General features: G+C 52.5%; 13 protein-coding genes, 1 pseudogene and 1 riboswitch. Of the genes and pseudogenes, 8 read left to right on the top strand and 6 right to left on the bottom strand.

What is annotated here, in order from left to right:
• Positions 1-57: 57 nt before the first annotated feature.
• Complete coding sequence (gene apbC, locus L383_RS12965; protein WP_023330911.1) at positions 58-1,167, top strand: iron-sulfur cluster carrier protein ApbC; 1,110 nt, start codon at positions 58-60, stop codon at positions 1,165-1,167.
• A gap of 85 nt (positions 1,168-1,252) precedes the next feature.
• Here the strand turns inward: apbC and L383_RS12970 are convergent, their stop codons facing one another.
• From L383_RS12970 to L383_RS12980, 3 genes are all read right to left on the bottom strand, one after another.
• On the bottom strand, positions 1,253-2,410 hold the full coding sequence (locus L383_RS12970; protein WP_023330910.1) for a DDE-type integrase/transposase/recombinase: 1,158 nt from the start codon (positions 2,408-2,410) through the stop codon (positions 1,253-1,255).
• A gap of 149 nt (positions 2,411-2,559) precedes the next feature.
• Positions 2,560-3,015, bottom strand: coding sequence for a GNAT family N-acetyltransferase (locus L383_RS12975; protein WP_014884539.1), 456 nt, complete (start codon positions 3,013-3,015; stop codon positions 2,560-2,562).
• Positions 2,990-3,322 carry an RcnB family protein gene (locus L383_RS12980; protein WP_008500887.1) on the bottom strand — a complete coding sequence of 111 codons (333 nt, stop codon included), beginning with the start codon at positions 3,320-3,322 and terminating at the stop codon, positions 2,990-2,992. Before L383_RS12980 ends, L383_RS12975 begins: the two co-directional genes overlap by 26 nt.
• A gap of 477 nt (positions 3,323-3,799) precedes the next feature.
• Between L383_RS12980 and L383_RS12985 the strand changes: the two genes are divergently transcribed.
• The 4 genes from L383_RS12985 (at position 3,800) to L383_RS13000 (ending at position 8,160) form a co-directional block, all read left to right on the top strand.
• Positions 3,800-4,939: a polysaccharide export protein gene (locus tag L383_RS12985; protein ID WP_023330909.1), complete on the top strand. Its 1,140-nt coding sequence runs from the start codon at positions 3,800-3,802 to the stop codon at positions 4,937-4,939.
• A complete protein-coding gene (locus L383_RS12990) occupies positions 4,939-5,388 on the top strand; it encodes an arsenate reductase/protein-tyrosine-phosphatase family protein (protein ID WP_023330908.1) in 450 nt (149 codons plus the stop codon). The genes L383_RS12985 and L383_RS12990 overlap by 1 nt, the downstream gene beginning before the upstream one ends.
• Positions 5,388-7,568, top strand: coding sequence for a polysaccharide biosynthesis tyrosine autokinase (locus tag L383_RS12995; protein ID WP_023330907.1), 2,181 nt, complete (start codon positions 5,388-5,390; stop codon positions 7,566-7,568). The genes L383_RS12990 and L383_RS12995 overlap by 1 nt, the downstream gene beginning before the upstream one ends.
• Before the next feature lie 76 nt (positions 7,569-7,644).
• The gene (locus L383_RS13000) at positions 7,645-8,160 is read left to right on the top strand and encodes a protein disulfide oxidoreductase (protein ID WP_023330906.1); all 516 of its coding nucleotides are present in this window, start codon (positions 7,645-7,647) and stop codon (positions 8,158-8,160) included.
• A 36-nt stretch (positions 8,161-8,196) separates the two neighbouring features.
• Here the strand turns inward: L383_RS13000 and L383_RS13005 are convergent, their stop codons facing one another.
• From L383_RS13005 to L383_RS13015, 3 genes are all read right to left on the bottom strand, one after another.
• On the bottom strand, positions 8,197-9,663 hold the full coding sequence (locus L383_RS13005; RefSeq protein WP_023330905.1) for a pyridoxal phosphate-dependent decarboxylase family protein: 1,467 nt from the start codon (positions 9,661-9,663) through the stop codon (positions 8,197-8,199).
• An 18-nt stretch (positions 9,664-9,681) separates the two neighbouring features.
• A complete protein-coding gene (locus L383_RS13010) occupies positions 9,682-11,058 on the bottom strand; it encodes a diaminobutyrate--2-oxoglutarate transaminase (protein ID WP_014884533.1) in 1,377 nt (458 codons plus the stop codon).
• 343 nt (positions 11,059-11,401) lie between these two features.
• Positions 11,402-12,409 carry a LacI family DNA-binding transcriptional regulator gene (locus tag L383_RS13015; protein ID WP_014884532.1) on the bottom strand — a complete coding sequence of 336 codons (1,008 nt, stop codon included), beginning with the start codon at positions 12,407-12,409 and terminating at the stop codon, positions 11,402-11,404.
• Between the two features lie 238 nt (positions 12,410-12,647).
• On the opposite strand from L383_RS13015, the gene L383_RS13020 reads away from it, so the two are divergent.
• The 3 genes and pseudogenes from L383_RS13020 to L383_RS0124005 all read left to right on the top strand — a co-directional run bounded on the left by L383_RS13020 (position 12,648) and on the right by L383_RS0124005 (position 17,052).
• Positions 12,648-13,889 (top strand): MFS transporter, encoded by a 1,242-nt coding sequence (locus L383_RS13020; RefSeq protein WP_014884531.1) that lies wholly within the window; start codon positions 12,648-12,650, stop codon positions 13,887-13,889.
• A 16-nt stretch (positions 13,890-13,905) separates the two neighbouring features.
• Positions 13,906-15,339 carry a glycoside hydrolase family 32 protein gene (locus L383_RS13025; protein ID WP_023330904.1) on the top strand — a complete coding sequence of 478 codons (1,434 nt, stop codon included), beginning with the start codon at positions 13,906-13,908 and terminating at the stop codon, positions 15,337-15,339.
• Between the two features lie 270 nt (positions 15,340-15,609).
• A riboswitch (TPP riboswitch) is annotated at positions 15,610-15,705 on the top strand.
• Between the two features lie 67 nt (positions 15,706-15,772).
• A pseudogene (locus L383_RS0124005) lies at positions 15,773-17,052 on the top strand (tyrosine-type recombinase/integrase).
• Positions 17,053-17,059: the final 7 nt, after the last annotated feature.

The following is a 17,059-nucleotide window of genomic DNA, read 5'->3' as shown; positions in this document are numbered from 1 at the left end:
GGCCTTTCAGGTAAACTTGTTGTCTAAGGTCTTATTCACAAGAACAAAGGAGTCGGGATGAGTTCTCAATCCCAGGCCAAATCACCGGAAGCCTTACGAGCAATGGTCGCCGGGACGCTGGCTAACTTTCAGCATCCAACCCTGAAACATAATCTCACGACGCTGAAAGCGTTACACCACGTTGCGTGGCTGGACGATACGCTGCACATTGAGCTGCAGATGCCCTTCGTCTGGAGCACCGCCTTTGATGCGCTGAAAGAGCAGACCAGCTCTGAGCTGCTGCGCATTACCGGAGCGAAAGCGATCGACTGGAAGCTGAGCCACAGCATCGCCACGCTGAAGCGTGTGAAGAATCAGCCTGGCGTGAACGGTGTGAAAAACATCATCGCCGTGAGCTCAGGTAAAGGCGGGGTGGGCAAATCGTCTACCGCAGTAAACCTGGCGCTTGCGCTGGCGGCGGAAGGGGCGAAGGTGGGTATTCTCGATGCCGATATCTATGGTCCGTCCATTCCAAACATGCTGGGTGCGGAAAACCAGCGTCCAACCTCGCCGGACGGTACGCATATGGCGCCGATCGTGGCGCATGGGCTGGCGACCAACTCAATCGGTTACCTGGTGACTGACGATAACGCCATGGTCTGGCGCGGCCCGATGGCCAGCAAAGCGCTGATGCAGATGCTGCAGGAAACCATGTGGCCGGATCTCGATTATCTGGTGCTGGATATGCCGCCGGGTACCGGTGATATCCAGCTGACGCTGGCGCAGAACATTCCGGTAACGGGTGCTGTGGTGGTGACCACACCGCAGGACATCGCGCTGATCGACGCCAAAAAAGGCATCGTCATGTTCGAAAAAGTGGAGGTGCCGGTACTCGGTATCGTTGAGAACATGAGCATGCACATCTGCAGCAACTGTGGGCACCACGAGCCAATCTTTGGTACCGGTGGCGCAGAAAAGCTGGCCGAACAGTATCATACCCAACTGCTGGGTCAGATGCCGCTGCATATCACCCTGCGCGAAGATCTGGACAGTGGAAAACCGACGGTTGTTAGCCGTCCGGACAGCGAATTTGCGGATATGTATCGTCAGCTGGCGGGGCGCGTTGCGGCGCAGCTTTACTGGCAGGGCGAAGTCATTCCGAGCGAAATCGCGTTCCGCGCGGTGTAATTCCTCTGCACTTTAATGCCGGGTGGCGCTTCTGTATGACCGGATACATAGGTGACAGATCAGACCGGGAACATAGGTAACACTTTTAGTCTATCCGGAGCACACTCTGGGTTTTTCGGTCGTAGTACGCAAGTGTTATTCCATTAAAGATGATGGCCTCAAGGCCATCATCTTGCTCTTCCAGCATGATGTACTCCCCAGTCAGTGCTTCACTCAGGAACACCGTACCCTTTTTTCCCATATAGAGGGTCCCCCTCGATTTCACCCTGTAGACTGTACCTCCTTCCGGATAAGCATATTCAGGAAGACGGCCATCCCAGTGTCGGTTTGAGGGTTGCCATACCGTTCCGGGCGTTGCACCCGCCAGTGCTTCATGCGGCCTTTCGTAGTTAAATTCTTTCCGGTAGTCACTGAACCACCGCTGTTGTTCTTCCATCGTCATGAAGGTGTTGCCCTGTTTCACCGCACTTTTCAGGGAGCGGTGCATTCGCTCATGGCGGCCATTTTCTTCCGGATGCCCCTTTCTGATACGCTCCGGCCTGATGCCCAGCTTGATTAGCCAGACGGCAAGACGACTTAATCCGGCTATTCCTGTTCCCGCGAAGGGCTGGCCGTTATCGGTTCTAAGCACTTCCGGCAGACCATATTCCAGGAACGCATCCGTCAGGCACTCTCTGACAAAGGGTTCACTCTCACGGTGTGTTCCCCGGCAGCTGAGCAGATACCGGCTGTGATTATCGGTCAGGGTGAAAGGATGGCAGTACTCTCTGCTGAGCAGCCTGAACTTGCCTTTAAAATCAGCGCTCCAGACCTGATTGTTCTCACTGATGATGGTCAGGGGCTGGCGATTGCCTGGTGTTCTGCGTTTTCGTTTTTTATCCGGAACCAGGCCTTCGCGCTTGAGGATATCGCCGATAGTGCTGGCGGCAGGTACGGTAAAATTGACGTGATGATTGAGCAACCACATCCGCAGTTTTTTTGGCCCCCAGTCAGGGTGTTTTTGACGCAGGGCAGTCAGGTGTCCGGCGATATCATCAGGAACCGTCCGGGAGTGGGAGCGTGGCGCGCGCGACCGGTCAGAGAGAGATGACAGATCAGAAGGGTCAAAACGCTGAAGCCATTTATAGCCGGTTTTACGGCTGATGCCAAAAAGACGGCAAAGCGCGGAGAAGGAGTCCGTACCTGCATGGCTGGCACGGATAAAATCAAGGCGTTGCATAGGTCGGGTCTCAGTCCAGGGCATAGCGAGTCTCCTCTTCTATGCCAGTTATAACTGTTACCCATGTATCCGGTCTAAAGTGTTACCCATGTTTCCGGTTCATACCCTTCGCTTACCCGGCCTACAAATGGCACCATCACGTAGGTCGGGTAAGGCGAAGCCGCCACCCGACGTTAACTCAGCCGATAATGCATCAGATAGTACTCTCCGTCCGGAGAATCACCCGTTGCCTCAATGTGCCAGCCATGTCGCTGGTAAAACGCAATAGCCCGCCTGTTCTTCACCAGACACTTCAGTGCACCCGTGCTGGTAAACGTTTTCTGTACGTGCTCAAGTAACAGATGTCCGACACCCAGGCTCTGATACTGCGGATCAACAAACAGGTTGTGCAGAAAATTATCGTTGGTCCAGACGGAAGCAAACCCCAGGCGATGGCCGTCCTGCTCCGCAACCCAGATGGCTTCGTCCCGGGTAGCGGCGTCGAAATCTTCCAGATGCCAGCCAGAGTCATCAAGCCAGGGCCAGGCATCGCGTCGGGCGTGGAGATAGAGCGTGCGCAGGAAAGGCCGATCGCTCTCCTGCCACGGACGGATGACGATCGTATCAGCGATGATAGAAGATATCCCCATTATAGGCTTTGTAGATTTTGCCATCTGCATCGCCAATCAGGACGTAGTTTTCGCCCATGTAGGTCCAGTGGGTCCCTGCATCCGGTGCCGGCAGGTTACGCAACTGATACTGTTTGATGGTGTATTCGGGCGTTTGATACTGCGCCGGTGCGGTATCGCCGATTTTGAACTTAGTGAAATCAGCGATGAACTCTTGTTCCTCATAGGCTTTGATGCCTGATGGCGCAGCGGCGGTTTGCGGGGCAGAAAATGCGGATCCCGCCAGAGACAGTAATACACCCAGAAGCAGCAATTTACGCTTAGCCATTTTTTCTCCAGTGATATCGTTACAGATGTTTTGTCTGCGGGCGCGCGTATGAAGCAAGGCAGACAGTCCATTTTAAGGATCAACGCAAGCCGTGTATGAAAAAAATGTAACAAAAATGGACAGTTTTGTGTAGTCGAACCGTGTGGGTCTTATTTGTGTGGTCGATATTTACCATTACTAATATTTGTTATTTTTATTAATCTATTCTGAAAATAACTTTTAGCATCAAAATTGCGCGGTTAAGCGAATGCTTTACTGAGGAATACCCTTTAGTATCATCCTTCGGATGAAGTGATATTACTTTTGATTTTATTAGACGATTGTGCATCGGCTCAGTTTTTTAAAGCGAATGTATTCGTTTTTTAGAATATCATGGTAATGCCATTAAAATAATAACTAATTATATTTCATGGTGTTAGTTGCATTCTTTTTGCAGATGTAACGCCTGGCGCAACGATAAATCAACATTTTATATAAATGAAAAACACAACTGCATTCCCACTATTATTTCTTTTTCTTAGCCAGTTAACAGGGTGTGTATTTTCACCGGGTCAGCACTTAAGTCTGTCTGGAAAAAAAGTTACGCCGAGTGAAGAAATTAATCATCAACTGGATAAACGTGTAGAAATTTTTCCAGTGACCCCTGGGTTGATTGAAAAACTGCGTCCGCCCGTGTCGAAATCTCAGGCGAATCCTAATCTGGATGAGCAGCTCAAAAACTGGGAATACCGTATTGGCACAGGCGACATCCTGACGGTCACCGTCTGGGATCACCCTGAATTAACGACGCCTGCCGGGCAGTATCGTAGCGCGAGCGATGCGGGCAACTGGGTCAACGCCGACGGTACGCTTTTTTACCCCTATGTCGGTAAGCTGCACGTAGCGGGCAAAACAGTTTCACAGATACGTGAAGAGATTACCGCGCGACTGGATAAGGTCATTGAGAGCCCTCAGGTGGATGTCAGCATAGCCTCCTTCCGTTCGCAAAAAGCCTATATCACTGGTGAGGTAGAGAAATCGGGCCAGCAGCCCATTACCAATATTCCACTGACGGTGATGGATGCAGTCAACGCTGCTGGTGGGCTATCTGCGGATGCCGACTGGCGGAATGTGGTACTCACGCATAATGGTCAGGACTCACGTCTTTCCCTCTATGCCCTGATGCAGCACGGCGATTTAACGCAAAACAAGCTGCTTTATCCTGGCGATATCTTGTTTGTTCCCCGAAACGACGCGCTGAAAGTGTTCGTGATGGGGGAGGTGGTTAAACAGAGCACCCTTAAAATGGATCGTAGCGGCATGACGCTGGCCGAAGCGCTGGGAAATGCTGGCGGCTTAAACCAGAACATGGCCGATGCCACCGGCATTTTTGTTATTCGACAGGTAGCGAAAAAAGGCGACGCGGACAAAATTGCCAACATCTATCAACTGAATGCAGAAGATGCGTCAGCCATGGTGCTAAGCACGGAATTTCAGCTGGAGCCGTATGACATTGTCTATGTGACCACCGCACCGCTTTCACGCTGGAATCGCGTCATTACCCAACTGGTGCCGACTATCACAGGTGTTCACGATCTGACCGAAACCGTCCGCTATATCAGATCGTGGCCGCAATAATGTTCAATTCAATCTTAGTGGTTTGCACAGGCAATATTTGCCGTTCGCCAATGGGTGAACGGCTGTTGCGCCAGCAGTTACCCGGCAGGCAGGTGACCTCGGCAGGTATTTTCGGTCTCGAAGGATGCCCGGCGGATGCCGCTGCGCAGGCCGTGGCCTGGCGTCATGGTATTTCGCTGGAGGGGCATGTTGCCCGCAAGGTGACGCGTAGCCTGTTACAAAAATCCGATTTGATTCTGGTGATGGAGCCGAAACACCTTCGTTTTATCGCCACTATGGCCCCGGAGAACCGGGGAAAATCGCTGCTATTTGGACAATGGCTGGAAACCAAGGACATTCCCGACCCGTATCATAAAAGTCGGGAAGCCTTCGAATATGTTTTCAACCAATTGGGAAAAGCCAGTCAGGAATGGGCTCGTCGTTTGAGTCAACAAGGAATGAAGCAGTAATGTCGTCTTCTAAATCAGACAAATTTGGTGCTGCGACACCGCAGAATAATGAAATCGATCTCATTCAGTTGCTTGCTGAGATGTTTGATCACCGGATCATGATTGCGTGTATCACACTCCTGTTCACAGTATGTGCGGGGATTTATGCATTTAGCGCCACGCCAGTTTATCAGGCTGATGCCCTGGTGCAGGTCGAGGCGAAGCAGGATAACTCGCTACTTAAAAGCTTAAGCCAGTTCGGGTCCGATCTCTCCCCTGATGTCGCCCCAGAACTTCTACTCCTTAAATCAAGGATGATTCTGGGAGAGACCGTTGATCAACTCGGGCTAACATACCACGTTAAGCGGCGCGTACTCCCTGTTATCGGTCCTGTGTGGGAACAGATTCGGGGACGAAAATCTGATGAAATAACGATTGGCGCACTGACTATTCCGCTTCTGGAAGGTGAGCCACAAACGCTTTTACTCACCGCACAGGACCAGGGGCGATTTCATCTTGAGGGTAAGACGCTGGCTGTAGACGGCGTTGTGGGAAAAGCGCTGGTTAAAGATGGGGTATCTCTGCTGGTGACATCCCTCGATGCGGTTCCGGGTACCCAATTTATCCTCAAAACCGTCACGAAACTTGAAGCGATCAACGCCATTCAAAAGAGGCTTACGGTTGCTGAATCGGCGAAACAGAGCGGTATGATCGCGTTAACCATAGCGGGTGAAGACCCCAGTAAGATCGCCAGAGTGCTTAATACAATCGCTGAAAATTATCTCAGTCAGAATATCGCGCGTCAGGAAGCTCAAGATACCCGGAGCCTGACGTTTTTACAGACTCAATTACCGAAGATCAGTCGGGAGCTGGATGAAGCTGAAGCTCGCCTCAATGCCTACAGAGAGAAACGTGATTCTGTCGACTTGTCTCTGGAGGCAAAGTCGGTTCTTGATCAGGTTGTTAATGTGGAAAACCAGCTTAACGAGCTGACATTCCGTGAAGCAGAGGTTTCTCAGCTTTTCAAGAAGGATCACCCCACTTACCGCGCGTTACGGGAAAAGAAACAAACGCTCGAGCAGGAACGTACGCGCCTCAACAAACGCGTTTCAGCCATGCCCTCCACGCAGCAGGAAATATTACGCCTGAGTCGTGACGTGGAATCCGGGCGTACCATCTACCTGCAACTTCTGACGCGGCAGCAGGAGCTGAATATCTCCCGCTCCAGCGCGATTGGAAACGTGCGGATCATTGACCCGGCCGTGACGCAGCCCATTCCGATTAAACCGCGTAAAGCGCTTATTATCGTGCTGGGCATGCTGATGGGGTTAATGCTCTCGACCGGAACGGTTTTCGTGCGTTCGGCCTTTAAGCGGGGCATTACGTCATCTGAGCAACTAGAAGTGCAGGGAATACCGCTTCTGGCGACGCTCCCGCGCTCAGTCTGGCTCTGGAAAAAGACGCATCTGCGCAGGCGGAACCTGTTTGCTTCCCACTGGAAACACAGAACATCAAACGTACCTTTCCTGCCTGTTGACCGGCCGACCGATATGTTTATCGAAGCGGTGCGCGGGCTCCGTACCAGTCTGCATTTTACGATGATGGATGCAACAAACCGGATCGTAGTGGTGTCAGGCCCTACCCAGGACTGCGGAAAGACCCTGGTCAGTACCTCACTGGCGTCGATTGCGGCTCAGGCGGGACAGCGAGTCTTGTTTATTGATGCGGATATGCGCAAGGGGTATGTCCACAATATTTTCAAACTGAACAATCATCTTGGATTGTCCAGCGTGCTCGGAGGAAACGTAGAATGGCAGGACGCGGTTCAACGCTTTGAGAAAGGCGGTTTTGATGTCCTGACCTGCGGACCCCGGCCTTCACATCCCGTTGATTTGCTCATGAGTGAACGCTTCCAGGCGGTAATGTCACGGATCGACACACTTTATGACATCGTCATTATCGACACCCCACCCGTACTTGCCGTGACGGATGCATTGCTGATCACCAGAGCCGCGGCCACCACGCTACTGGTTGCCCGTTTTGGAAAAACCAGCGGTAAAGAGGTCGAGCACTCACTGAAGCGTCTGCGGCAAACGGGCGTGCAGGTGAATGGCGCTATCCTCAACGATATCGTGAAATCCGCTGCGCTCTATTACAACTCGGGCTATAGCCACTACGACTATGGCTACACCCAGGAATAAGCGTGGCGCGACACTTCTTTACAGCACCGCGCCGAACAGCCCGTTAAGATGACCTCCGTTACAACGAGAGGTCATAATGGATAACCGTAAATTGAGTCGACTGCGCCGTTGGGCGCGGGAAGGGATCATTTTCTTTTTGCTCGCGCTGGCCGTGATGTGGGGCGTGGATCAATACCGCAAGCCCACACTCCCCGCCAGTTTTAGCGCCACCCCAATGCAAAGCATTGACGGAAAGCGCCACGATATCGAAGCGCTCAGCCAGGAGCGGCCACTGCTGATCTACGTCTGGGCCACCTGGTGTAGCATCTGCCGTTATACGACACCGGCGGTGGATAAGCTGGCAGAAGAGGGCGGTAACGTCATCAGTATTGCCATGCGTTCTGGTGATGATGCGAAGCTGGCTCGCTGGGTCGAGAAGAAAAGCCTGAGTATGCCGGTGATTAACGATGCAAACGGTGCGATGTCACAACAGTGGCAGGTGAGCGTAACGCCGACGCTGGTGATTGTATCGAAGGGGAATGTGGTCAGTACCACAACGGGCTGGACGAGCTACTGGGGATTAAAAATCAGGATGTGGTGGGCAGGTCTGTAAAAATAACCCCTCTCCCGGTGGAAGAGGGGTTTTGTATTACTTAGCCAGAACTTCCTGCGCGGTGTGCTCAACCAAAGACAGCAGGGTTTTAATATCCTCCAGCGTCACGGTTGGGTTCAGCAGCGTCAGCTTCAGGCAGGTAACGCCGTTATGCTCGGTCACACCGACGTTCGCACGACCAGACTCCAGCAGTGCATCACCAATTTTCTGGTTCAGCAGGGCGATACCCGCATCGTCCATCTGCACCTGGCCACGGAAGCGGAACAGCACGCTTGCCAGCTGTGGCTGCATAACCAGTTCCAGAGCAGGCTGCTCTTTCACGTAGGCGGCAACCTGCTGCGCCAGCGTCACGCCGTGATCGATGATCGCGGCGTATTGCTCCTGACCCAGTGCTTCCAGGCTCATCCACAGCTTCAGCGCGTCGAAACGGCGGGTCGTCTGCAGAGATTTGGACACCAGATTTGGCACGCCCGCCTCTTCGTCGAACTCAGAGTTCAGGTAGGCCGCCTGATAGCGCATCAGCTCATAGTGACGTGCTTCTTTCAGCAGGAACGCGCCGCAGCTGATGGTCTGGAAGAACTGCTTGTGGAAGTCCAGCGTGACGGAATCCACCAGCTCAATACCGTCCAGGTAATGACGATACTGCTCAGACATCAGCAGCGCGCCGCCCCAGGCCGCATCAACGTGTACCCAGATGTTCTGCTTCGCCGCCAGTTCAGCAATCGCACGCAGCGGGTCGATAGCACCGGCATCGGTGGTACCGGCTGTCGCGACGATCGCCAGAATCTGCTCGCCGTTCGCGTTGCACTGCGCAATTTTCGCCGCCAGATCGGACAGATCCATACGGGAGAATTCATCCGTTTTCACCTGCACCACGGACTGGTAGCCCAGACCCATCAGCGCCATGTTTTTCTGCACGGAGAAGTGCGCGTTTTCGGAGCACAGTACGCGGATCTTACGCAGATCGCCCACCAGACCGTCCTGCTGAACGGAGTGACCCTGACGCGCGAAGAACGCATCACGGGCCAGCATCAGACCCATCAGGTTGCTCTGAGTGCCGCCGCTGGTGAAAACACCTGCGTCGCCAGCCTGATAACCCACGCGGGTACGCAGCCATTCGATCAGTTTGATCTCAATGATGGTTGCGGACGGGCTTTGATCCCAGGAGTCCATACTCTGGTTAGTGGCGTTAATCAGCACTTCTGCCGCCTGGCTTACGACCAGACTTGGGCAGTGCAGGTGCGCCACACACTGTGGGTGATGAACGGACAAGCTGTCTTTCAGGAAGAACTCAACGGCGCGTTCAATCGCCGCTTCGTTGCCCAGCCCTTTCGGGTTGAAATCCAGCTTAATACGGTCGCGCAGTTCCGCGACCGTTTTGCCCTGGTACATCTCAGGCTGTTTCAGCCACTGCATCACAGCCTGAGTGCTTTGTTCAATCGCCTGCTGATAAGCGTCAATGCTCTGCGCAGAGGAGAACAAAATTGGGTTTGAATCTGACATCGTAATCAACTACTCCGGTTACGCCGGGCGAACGCCCGCAGCAAGCAGTGCCTGCTCGAATTTATCCAGGAAGATTTTCAGCTCTTCATCGCTGATCAGCAGAGAAGGCAGCAGACGCAGAACGATACCGTTGCGACCACCACGTTCCAGAATCAGACCGGCTTCGAAGCATTTCTTCTGAATCAGTGCAGACAGCTCGCCGTCGCCCGGGAAGCAACCCATGTGGTCAGCCGCTTCGTGTGGCTTAACGATCTCAATACCGATCATCATGCCCAGACCGCGAACGTGGCCGATGACCGGATAACGTTTCGCCATCTCTTTCAGCTGGCCTTTCAGCCATTCGCCCTGTGCAGCCACTTTGCCTGCGATGTTCTGGTCTTTCAGGATTTTCAGCGTCGTCAGACCGGTTGCCATCGCCAGCTGGTTGCCGCGGAAGGTGCCGGTGTGGTGACCCGGTGCCCATGCGTCGAACTGCTTTTTGATACCGAGCACGGCCAGCGGCAGACCGCCGCCAACGGCTTTAGACATCACGATAATGTCTGGCTCAATGCCCGCGTGTTCGAAGGCGAAGAATTTACCGGTACGGGCAAAGCCTGCCTGAACTTCGTCGAGGATCAGCAGAATGCCATGTTCCTGCGTCACTTTACGGATGCGCTGCAGCCACTCAGCCGGAGCCGGGTTCACGCCGCCTTCACCCTGAACGGCTTCGAGGATCACCGCTGCAGGTTTACGCACGCCGCTTTCAACGTCGTTAATCAGGTTGTCGAAGTAGTAGGTCAGCGCTTTAACACCCGCTTCACCACCGATACCCAGTGGGCAGCGGTATTCGTGCGGATAAGGCATGAACTGCACTTCTGGCATCATACCGTCAACCGCTTCTTTCGGAGACAGGTTACCCGTCACGGACAGTGCGCCGTGGGTCATCCCGTGGTAACCACCTGAGAAGCTGATGATACCGCTACGGCCGGTCACTTTTTTCGCCAGCTTCAGCGCCGCTTCAACGGCGTCAGCACCGGATGGACCGGTGAACTGCAGGCAGTACTCTTTGCCCTGACCCGGCAGCAGAGAGAGCAGGTATTCAGAAAACGCGTCTTTCAGAGGCGTCGTCAGATCCAGTGTATGTAACGGCAAGCCGCTGGTAATGACATTTTGGATGCTTTTCAGCACATCAGGATGGTTATGTCCAAGCGCAAGGGTCCCTGCACCTGCTAAACAGTCAAGGTATTCTTTATTATCTGCATCGGTGATCCACACGCCTTCTGCTTTAGTGATCGCTAAAGGCAGTTTGCGCGGATAACTCCTGACGTTAGATTCAAACTCGGCCTGACGGGCCAGATAGGTTTCGTTGCTTTTGTGGGCATCTACAGTGTCAATACGGACTTTATCCGTCATCATATCACTCCTACAACCGCCGCTTCGTTATGAGCCACGATTGAATAAAAAGTTAAAAAACAGATGGGGCCTGAAAAAAACGCCGCCAATATAGAGCCTTTTGCCACGGGGCTCAATGGTTAATTTGTTTACTGTTTTGTGACATGGGTTACAGGGGCGGGTTTATCCCCGTTTAAGGAGAGGAAATTACACTTTATGGTAAATAAAAACAGCCTGTTACGTACTTTACGCCCTGATTGTAAAATCATAAAAAAGAGTGTGGCAAATTGTGCGATTCGCTTGATGAAAAGGAGGTAAGCCGCCTCCTTTGCACGCTTATTTCTGCGACCTGTGCAAAAAGCTGCGGTCAGGATGCATGCGCAACGGAATCACGCTTTAAATATGGACTTTCAACACGTGTGGTTTCCAGGTGTTGCTCACCGTTAATAATATGCAGGGCGCTCAGGCGACCAATTTCATAATGCGGCAACTGAACCGTAGAGAGCGGAGGGAGGAAGAGTTCCCCAATGCCGACCATATTGTCGTAGCCGATAACCGCGACATCCTCGGGAATGCGAAGCCCTTGCGCCAGTAGCGTCTGATAGACCATCAACGCGATGCGGTCGTTGCCGCAGATCACGGCGTCGAACCGTGGGACACCATTCTGGATGCGCGCCAGCAACACTGAGGGAATGTCACGATAGTGCTCATCGCCGGGCGCCATATAGTTGTGCTCCAGGCTATCCGGGTCGATTCCCGCTTCAAGGCATGCGCGTTCCAGCCCCTGACGGCGTCGGGTTGTGGCCAGGTGGCCCGCAGGCAAATGCAGGCAGAGTGGTTGTTGATAGCCCTCCGCAAGCAACGCGCGCACGGCGGTGTACTGCCCCAGTTCGTCATCTGGAATATAGCTGGCTACCCGTTCACCGTCACTTTCGCAGTTGGCCAACACACAGGGCAGGGTGAGCAACTTAGCCGGGAGGGGAACCTGACGTAGCCCCATGGTGGTGTAAATAATCCCGTCAGGCCGATGAGACAGGAGAAGGTCGACAATGGCGTCCGGGTTATCATCGCTAAACATATTCATCACGAAGCTGTTCCAGCCGTGCATCCTGGCGGTCTCTTCAATGGACAGCGTAATCTCCACCGAGAAAGGTGTCGTCACCGTATCAAGGGCCAGCACGCCGATGGTTTTAGGTGAGGCATGTGCACCACGTATCTTCTTGGCGGACAGATCGGGCACATAGTTGGTCTGCTCGATGGCCCGATGTACGCGCGCCAGCGTTTCCGGTTTTAGGCGCTCCGGGCTGTTAAGCGCACGTGATACGGTCATCAGAGACACGTTCGCCAGCTTTGCGACGTCCTTCAGGGAAGCCATTTTCTTACTCCGTCAATGATCTGTAAGAGAGAATATACAACTAAGTAACTGATGTAAAAGGGAAGCCTGTTCAAGGGTTGTGTCGTGCAGCGATCACAGATGAATATTTGATCGCGATCGCACTCCTTCAATGTTAACGTTAACTTTCGTGATTAACATCATAAATCTTAGTCAAACAGCATGAGAATAAAATTATGTTAACGTTACCATCGCGTCATTACTCCAACATGAGAATGTCATGATGAAAACGCATCACTCTCACAGCTACCCTTTATTGAGCGCATTACTGTTTTTCTTTTTTGTGACCTGGTCGTCTTCCGGCTCGTTGCTTTCTATCTGGCTCCACCAGGAAGTGGGCTTAAAGGCAGGGGATACCGGCATTATCTATGCCGTGCTTTCAGTCTCTGCGCTGTTTGCTCAAATCTGCTATGGATTCATTCAGGACAAGCTCGGTCTGCGAAAAAACCTGCTCTGGTTTTTGACCAGTCTGCTCATTCTTTCGGGTCCGGCGTTTTTGCTGTTTGGTTATCTGCTGCAGATTAACGTTTTACTCGGCAGTATTTTCGGCGGGGTTTTTATCGGTTTGACGTTTAACGGCGGGATAGGGGTACTGGAATCCTATACCGAGCGCGTGGCACGCCAAAGCCAGTTTGAATTCGGCAAAGCGAGGATGTGGGGATCGCTTGGCTGGGCAGTGGCGACCTTTTTTGCGGGACTCTTGTTTAACATCGATCCGAAGCTGAATTTCGCTGTCGCGAGCTGCGCAGGACTGGTGTTTTTTATTTTGCTGGCGCGTCTCAGGGTCTCTTCGGCACCGCACGCCATGCAGGAAGCGGTCTCCGGCGGCAAGGTCACGCTGGAAGACGCGCTGCGCCTGCTGACGCTGCCACGCTTCTGGGCGCTGGTGTTTTTCGTAATCGGGACCTGTATTTACGGCGTTTACGACCAGCAGTTTCCGGTCTATTTCTCCTCCCAGTTCCCGACGTTGCAGGAAGGGAACGCCATGTACGGCTACCTCAACTCCTTCCAGGTTTTCCTTGAAGCGGCGGGGATGTTCTGCGCTCCCTGGCTGGTGAATCGCCTCGGCGCGAAGAATGGCCTGATTTTCGCGGGAATGGTGATGGCGATGCGTATGGTGGCATCGGGACTGGTTGAGGGGCCGGTATTGATCTCCATAACCAAACTATTGCACGCAGTAGAACTGCCTGTTTTGCTGGTCTCAATCTTTAAATACAACAGTTTACATTTTGATAAGCGGCTCTCTTCCACCCTTTATCTGGTGGGCTTCGCCTGTACAAGCTCGGTAATTGCCTCAGTCCTGTCGCCGCTGGCAGGTTACAGCTATGAGAAATACGGTTTTGCCCAGTCTTATCTGATTATGGGGCTGTTAGTGTTCAGCACCACGTTTATCTCCATCTTCCTTTTGCGCTCGGGTAAGTCCTCTTCTGACCCGCTCATGCCGCAACCTTCCACTATCTGATCGAAAGAGTAGAGAAATGACGTATTCCATTACGAAAGCAGAGCAGGAACTTCTGTCCAGACGCGAGGGGCTTAACCTGCGCTGGTATCCGCGTTACCACCTCGCTGCACGCGCTGGCTGGATGAACGACCCTAATGGCCTGGTCTGGTTTGATGGCTGGTATCACGCCTTTTATCAACATCATCCGTATTCGACCCAGTGGGGCCCGATGCACTGGGGCCATGCGCGCAGCAAGGATTTAGTTCACTGGGAACATCTCCCGGTTGCACTGGCGCCAGAAGGAGCAGAAGACAAGGATGGCTGTTTTTCCGGATCGGCAGTGGTGGATGGCGATACGCTTGCGCTGATTTACACCGGACATAAATTCCACGGCGATCCTGATGATGAGGCAAATCTCTACCAGGTGCAGTGTCTGGCGACCAGCCGTGATGGTATTCATTTTAGCCGGGAAGGCATGGTTGTTGACACGCCGCCTGGCCTGCATCACTTCCGTGACCCGAAAGTGTGGCGTGAGGGGGAGAGCTGGTACATGGTCGTCGGTGCGCGGGACGGCGAAACGGGTCAGGTGCGCGTGTATCGCTCTGAAGATCTGCACGCGTGGCAGGATATGGGCGTGCTTGCGGTGGCAGAAAAAGAGATGGGGTATATGTGGGAATGCCCTGACTTTTTCACTCTCAATGGCAAGCGCGTACTGATGTTTTCACCTCAGGGAGTGGTGGCTGAAGGATACAAAAATCGTAATCTATTTCAGAGTGGCTATCTGTTGGGCGAGTGGCAGCCTGGTCAGCCTTTTGTGCGAGAAGGTGAGTTTGTGGAGATGGATCGCGGACATGATTTCTATGCGCCACAAAGTTTCCTGACCCCTGATGGCCGCCGTATCGTTATCGGCTGGCTGGACATGTGGGAATCCCCACTGCCGGAGCAGGAAGATGGATGGGCTGGCATGCTCTCTTTACCGCGTGAACTGACGCTGAGTGCGGATAACCGCCTGCAAATGCGACCGGCCAGAGAGGTCGAAGGCCTCCGGGGAGAGTGGTTCCCCTGGCCAGTAAGTACTCTTAAAAACCAGCAGATTACTCTGGTGGAACACTGCGACGCGATGGAGGTCATGCTGAAGTGGGATTGCGCCAACAGCGGTGCAGAGCAATACGGCATTCGTTTTGGAGATGGCTTACGCGTCTATGTTGATGCGCAGATGCAGCGCCTGGTGCTGGAGCGTCACTATCCGCAGTATGGCCTCTGTGGTACCCGAAGCGTTGCGCTTGATATGAACGACACGCTAAACCTGCGCTTGTTCTTTGACAATTCATCCGTAGAAGTGTTTGTCAATGAAGGGGAGGCGTGCCTGAGCAGCCGCATTTACCCTGATGCAGAGTGTCGCGAACTGGCGTTGTTCGCGTGGACCGGGGCCGCTTCGCTTATCGATGCCGGAGCATGGCAATTAGGGTAAACGAATGACGTCAGGAATAACGTCCTGACGTCATAATCCGTTATGGTCTGCAAATAAAAAGGCGACAGGCGACGCCTTTGTTTTACGTTGCTTCTTTACTCACCGCCGATCTGCTCTGACAGAGTAATAAACGAAGATGAACAGGTGATTCCTTTCCCGGTCTCTGTTGTGATGAGTACCGCGATAAATCGAAACCCCTTGCGCCTGGCACGCCGCCGCGGTTACACTAAACAACAGCAATAAGCGTTAATTAACTCGTTGTTTCAAAAGTATTTTGACTCGGGGTGCCCTTCTTTGTGAAGGCTGAGAAATACCCGTATTACCTGATCTGGATAATGCCAGCGTAGGGGGCCGAAATTCGGCCTACTTATCATTGGATTACATTTCTTTTTGTCCGTGCGTAATGCACTTGAGGTACAAAAAGGGCTTATCCATGAGGTTAAAATCACTTCCGTACACCTTCAAGAGGTACGGTAACTACTACATTCAGATCCGCTTATCTGATGGGCGGTCATACAAAAAATCACTTTCTACAGACAGTTATCGCGAAGCATATGCTTTGATGATTAGCATCATTCCGCACATTCCTTTTCTTAAATCATTAGCTACGCCGATCCCTATGTTCGAAGCGTTTTTATCAAATCTGATTACGTTAGAACGCAAGGCCGCAAGAAATCCACTTTTAGCCCAACAACAGCAGATAATTGTTCCTACTGGAATAGTGGATTCTCAAGCGCCAGCCGAACCGGAAAAAGTGCTGACCCTTTCTGATGCGTGGGCTATGTACAAAGCCGAAAAAGGGCGCAACTGGACGAAATCGATCTCAATGGCAAATGAGCGCTACATGGAAGTGCTGCTAACTGTCTTAGGAGCGGAAACTGATGTAACGGTAATCACCAAACAGGACATTAAGCAGGTAATGGAAGTCGTTGAAAATCTGCCTAAGCGTGTTGTTCAGCCTTACCGCTCAATGTCCATTCAGCAATTGATAGAATGTGATGACGTGACACCGGATGAGCTGGTGGGTGTTGAGGCCATCCATAAGCATCTCAAGATCTACAAATCGCTGTTCAAAACTTTCCTTACCGAGGGCAAAGACATTCTGCCTAAATCGCCAACTGATGGCGTAGTGGCTGCGCCATCAAAAGCAAGATTTGGCGCATACAGCACGGCGGAGATGAAAAAGTTTGTTGGATGGGCGCTTAAGCAGCCTGATAACTGGCAAAAAAATTGATCACGTTATTATTGGCATACACGGGGGCGAGAAGAGGCGAGATAGGCAAACTGGAGAAGTCACAAATTAAATTCGACGAAGATAGCCAGCGCGACTATTTCCTGATTGCCGAAGGAGGCCAAGGGAAGACGGAGAATGCTACAAGACAGGTAGTTATTCATCCCAAGCTGATCCAATGGGAATTCATGGAATACGTTGATCGCCAGTGGAAAGAGCGGATCTTCTCAGAAGTGGCGGGTACAAACATGACTAAGATCGGCAAGGTGTTTGCTGACCTACGAGATCAGCTTGGTATCCCGTATCTGGATGATTACGGACAACGGCGGTTACTGCATTCGATCCGCCACAGCGTCTGTTCATCTGCTATGGCTGGTTGGGTGAAAAACATTCTGCACCTACAGCAAACCGTAGGTCACGAGAAAAGCGGAGGGATCACTAAACGCTATTTGCATACGTTTCCCTTATCCTCAGTTTCTTAGGTAATTG

This window comes from Enterobacter sp. MGH 37 (genome assembly GCF_000534515.1).
Taxonomy (GTDB): domain Bacteria; phylum Pseudomonadota; class Gammaproteobacteria; order Enterobacterales; family Enterobacteriaceae; genus Enterobacter; species Enterobacter kobei.
Note: the sequence above shows the minus strand (reverse complement) of the source record. Positions and strands in the feature narration are given on the sequence as shown.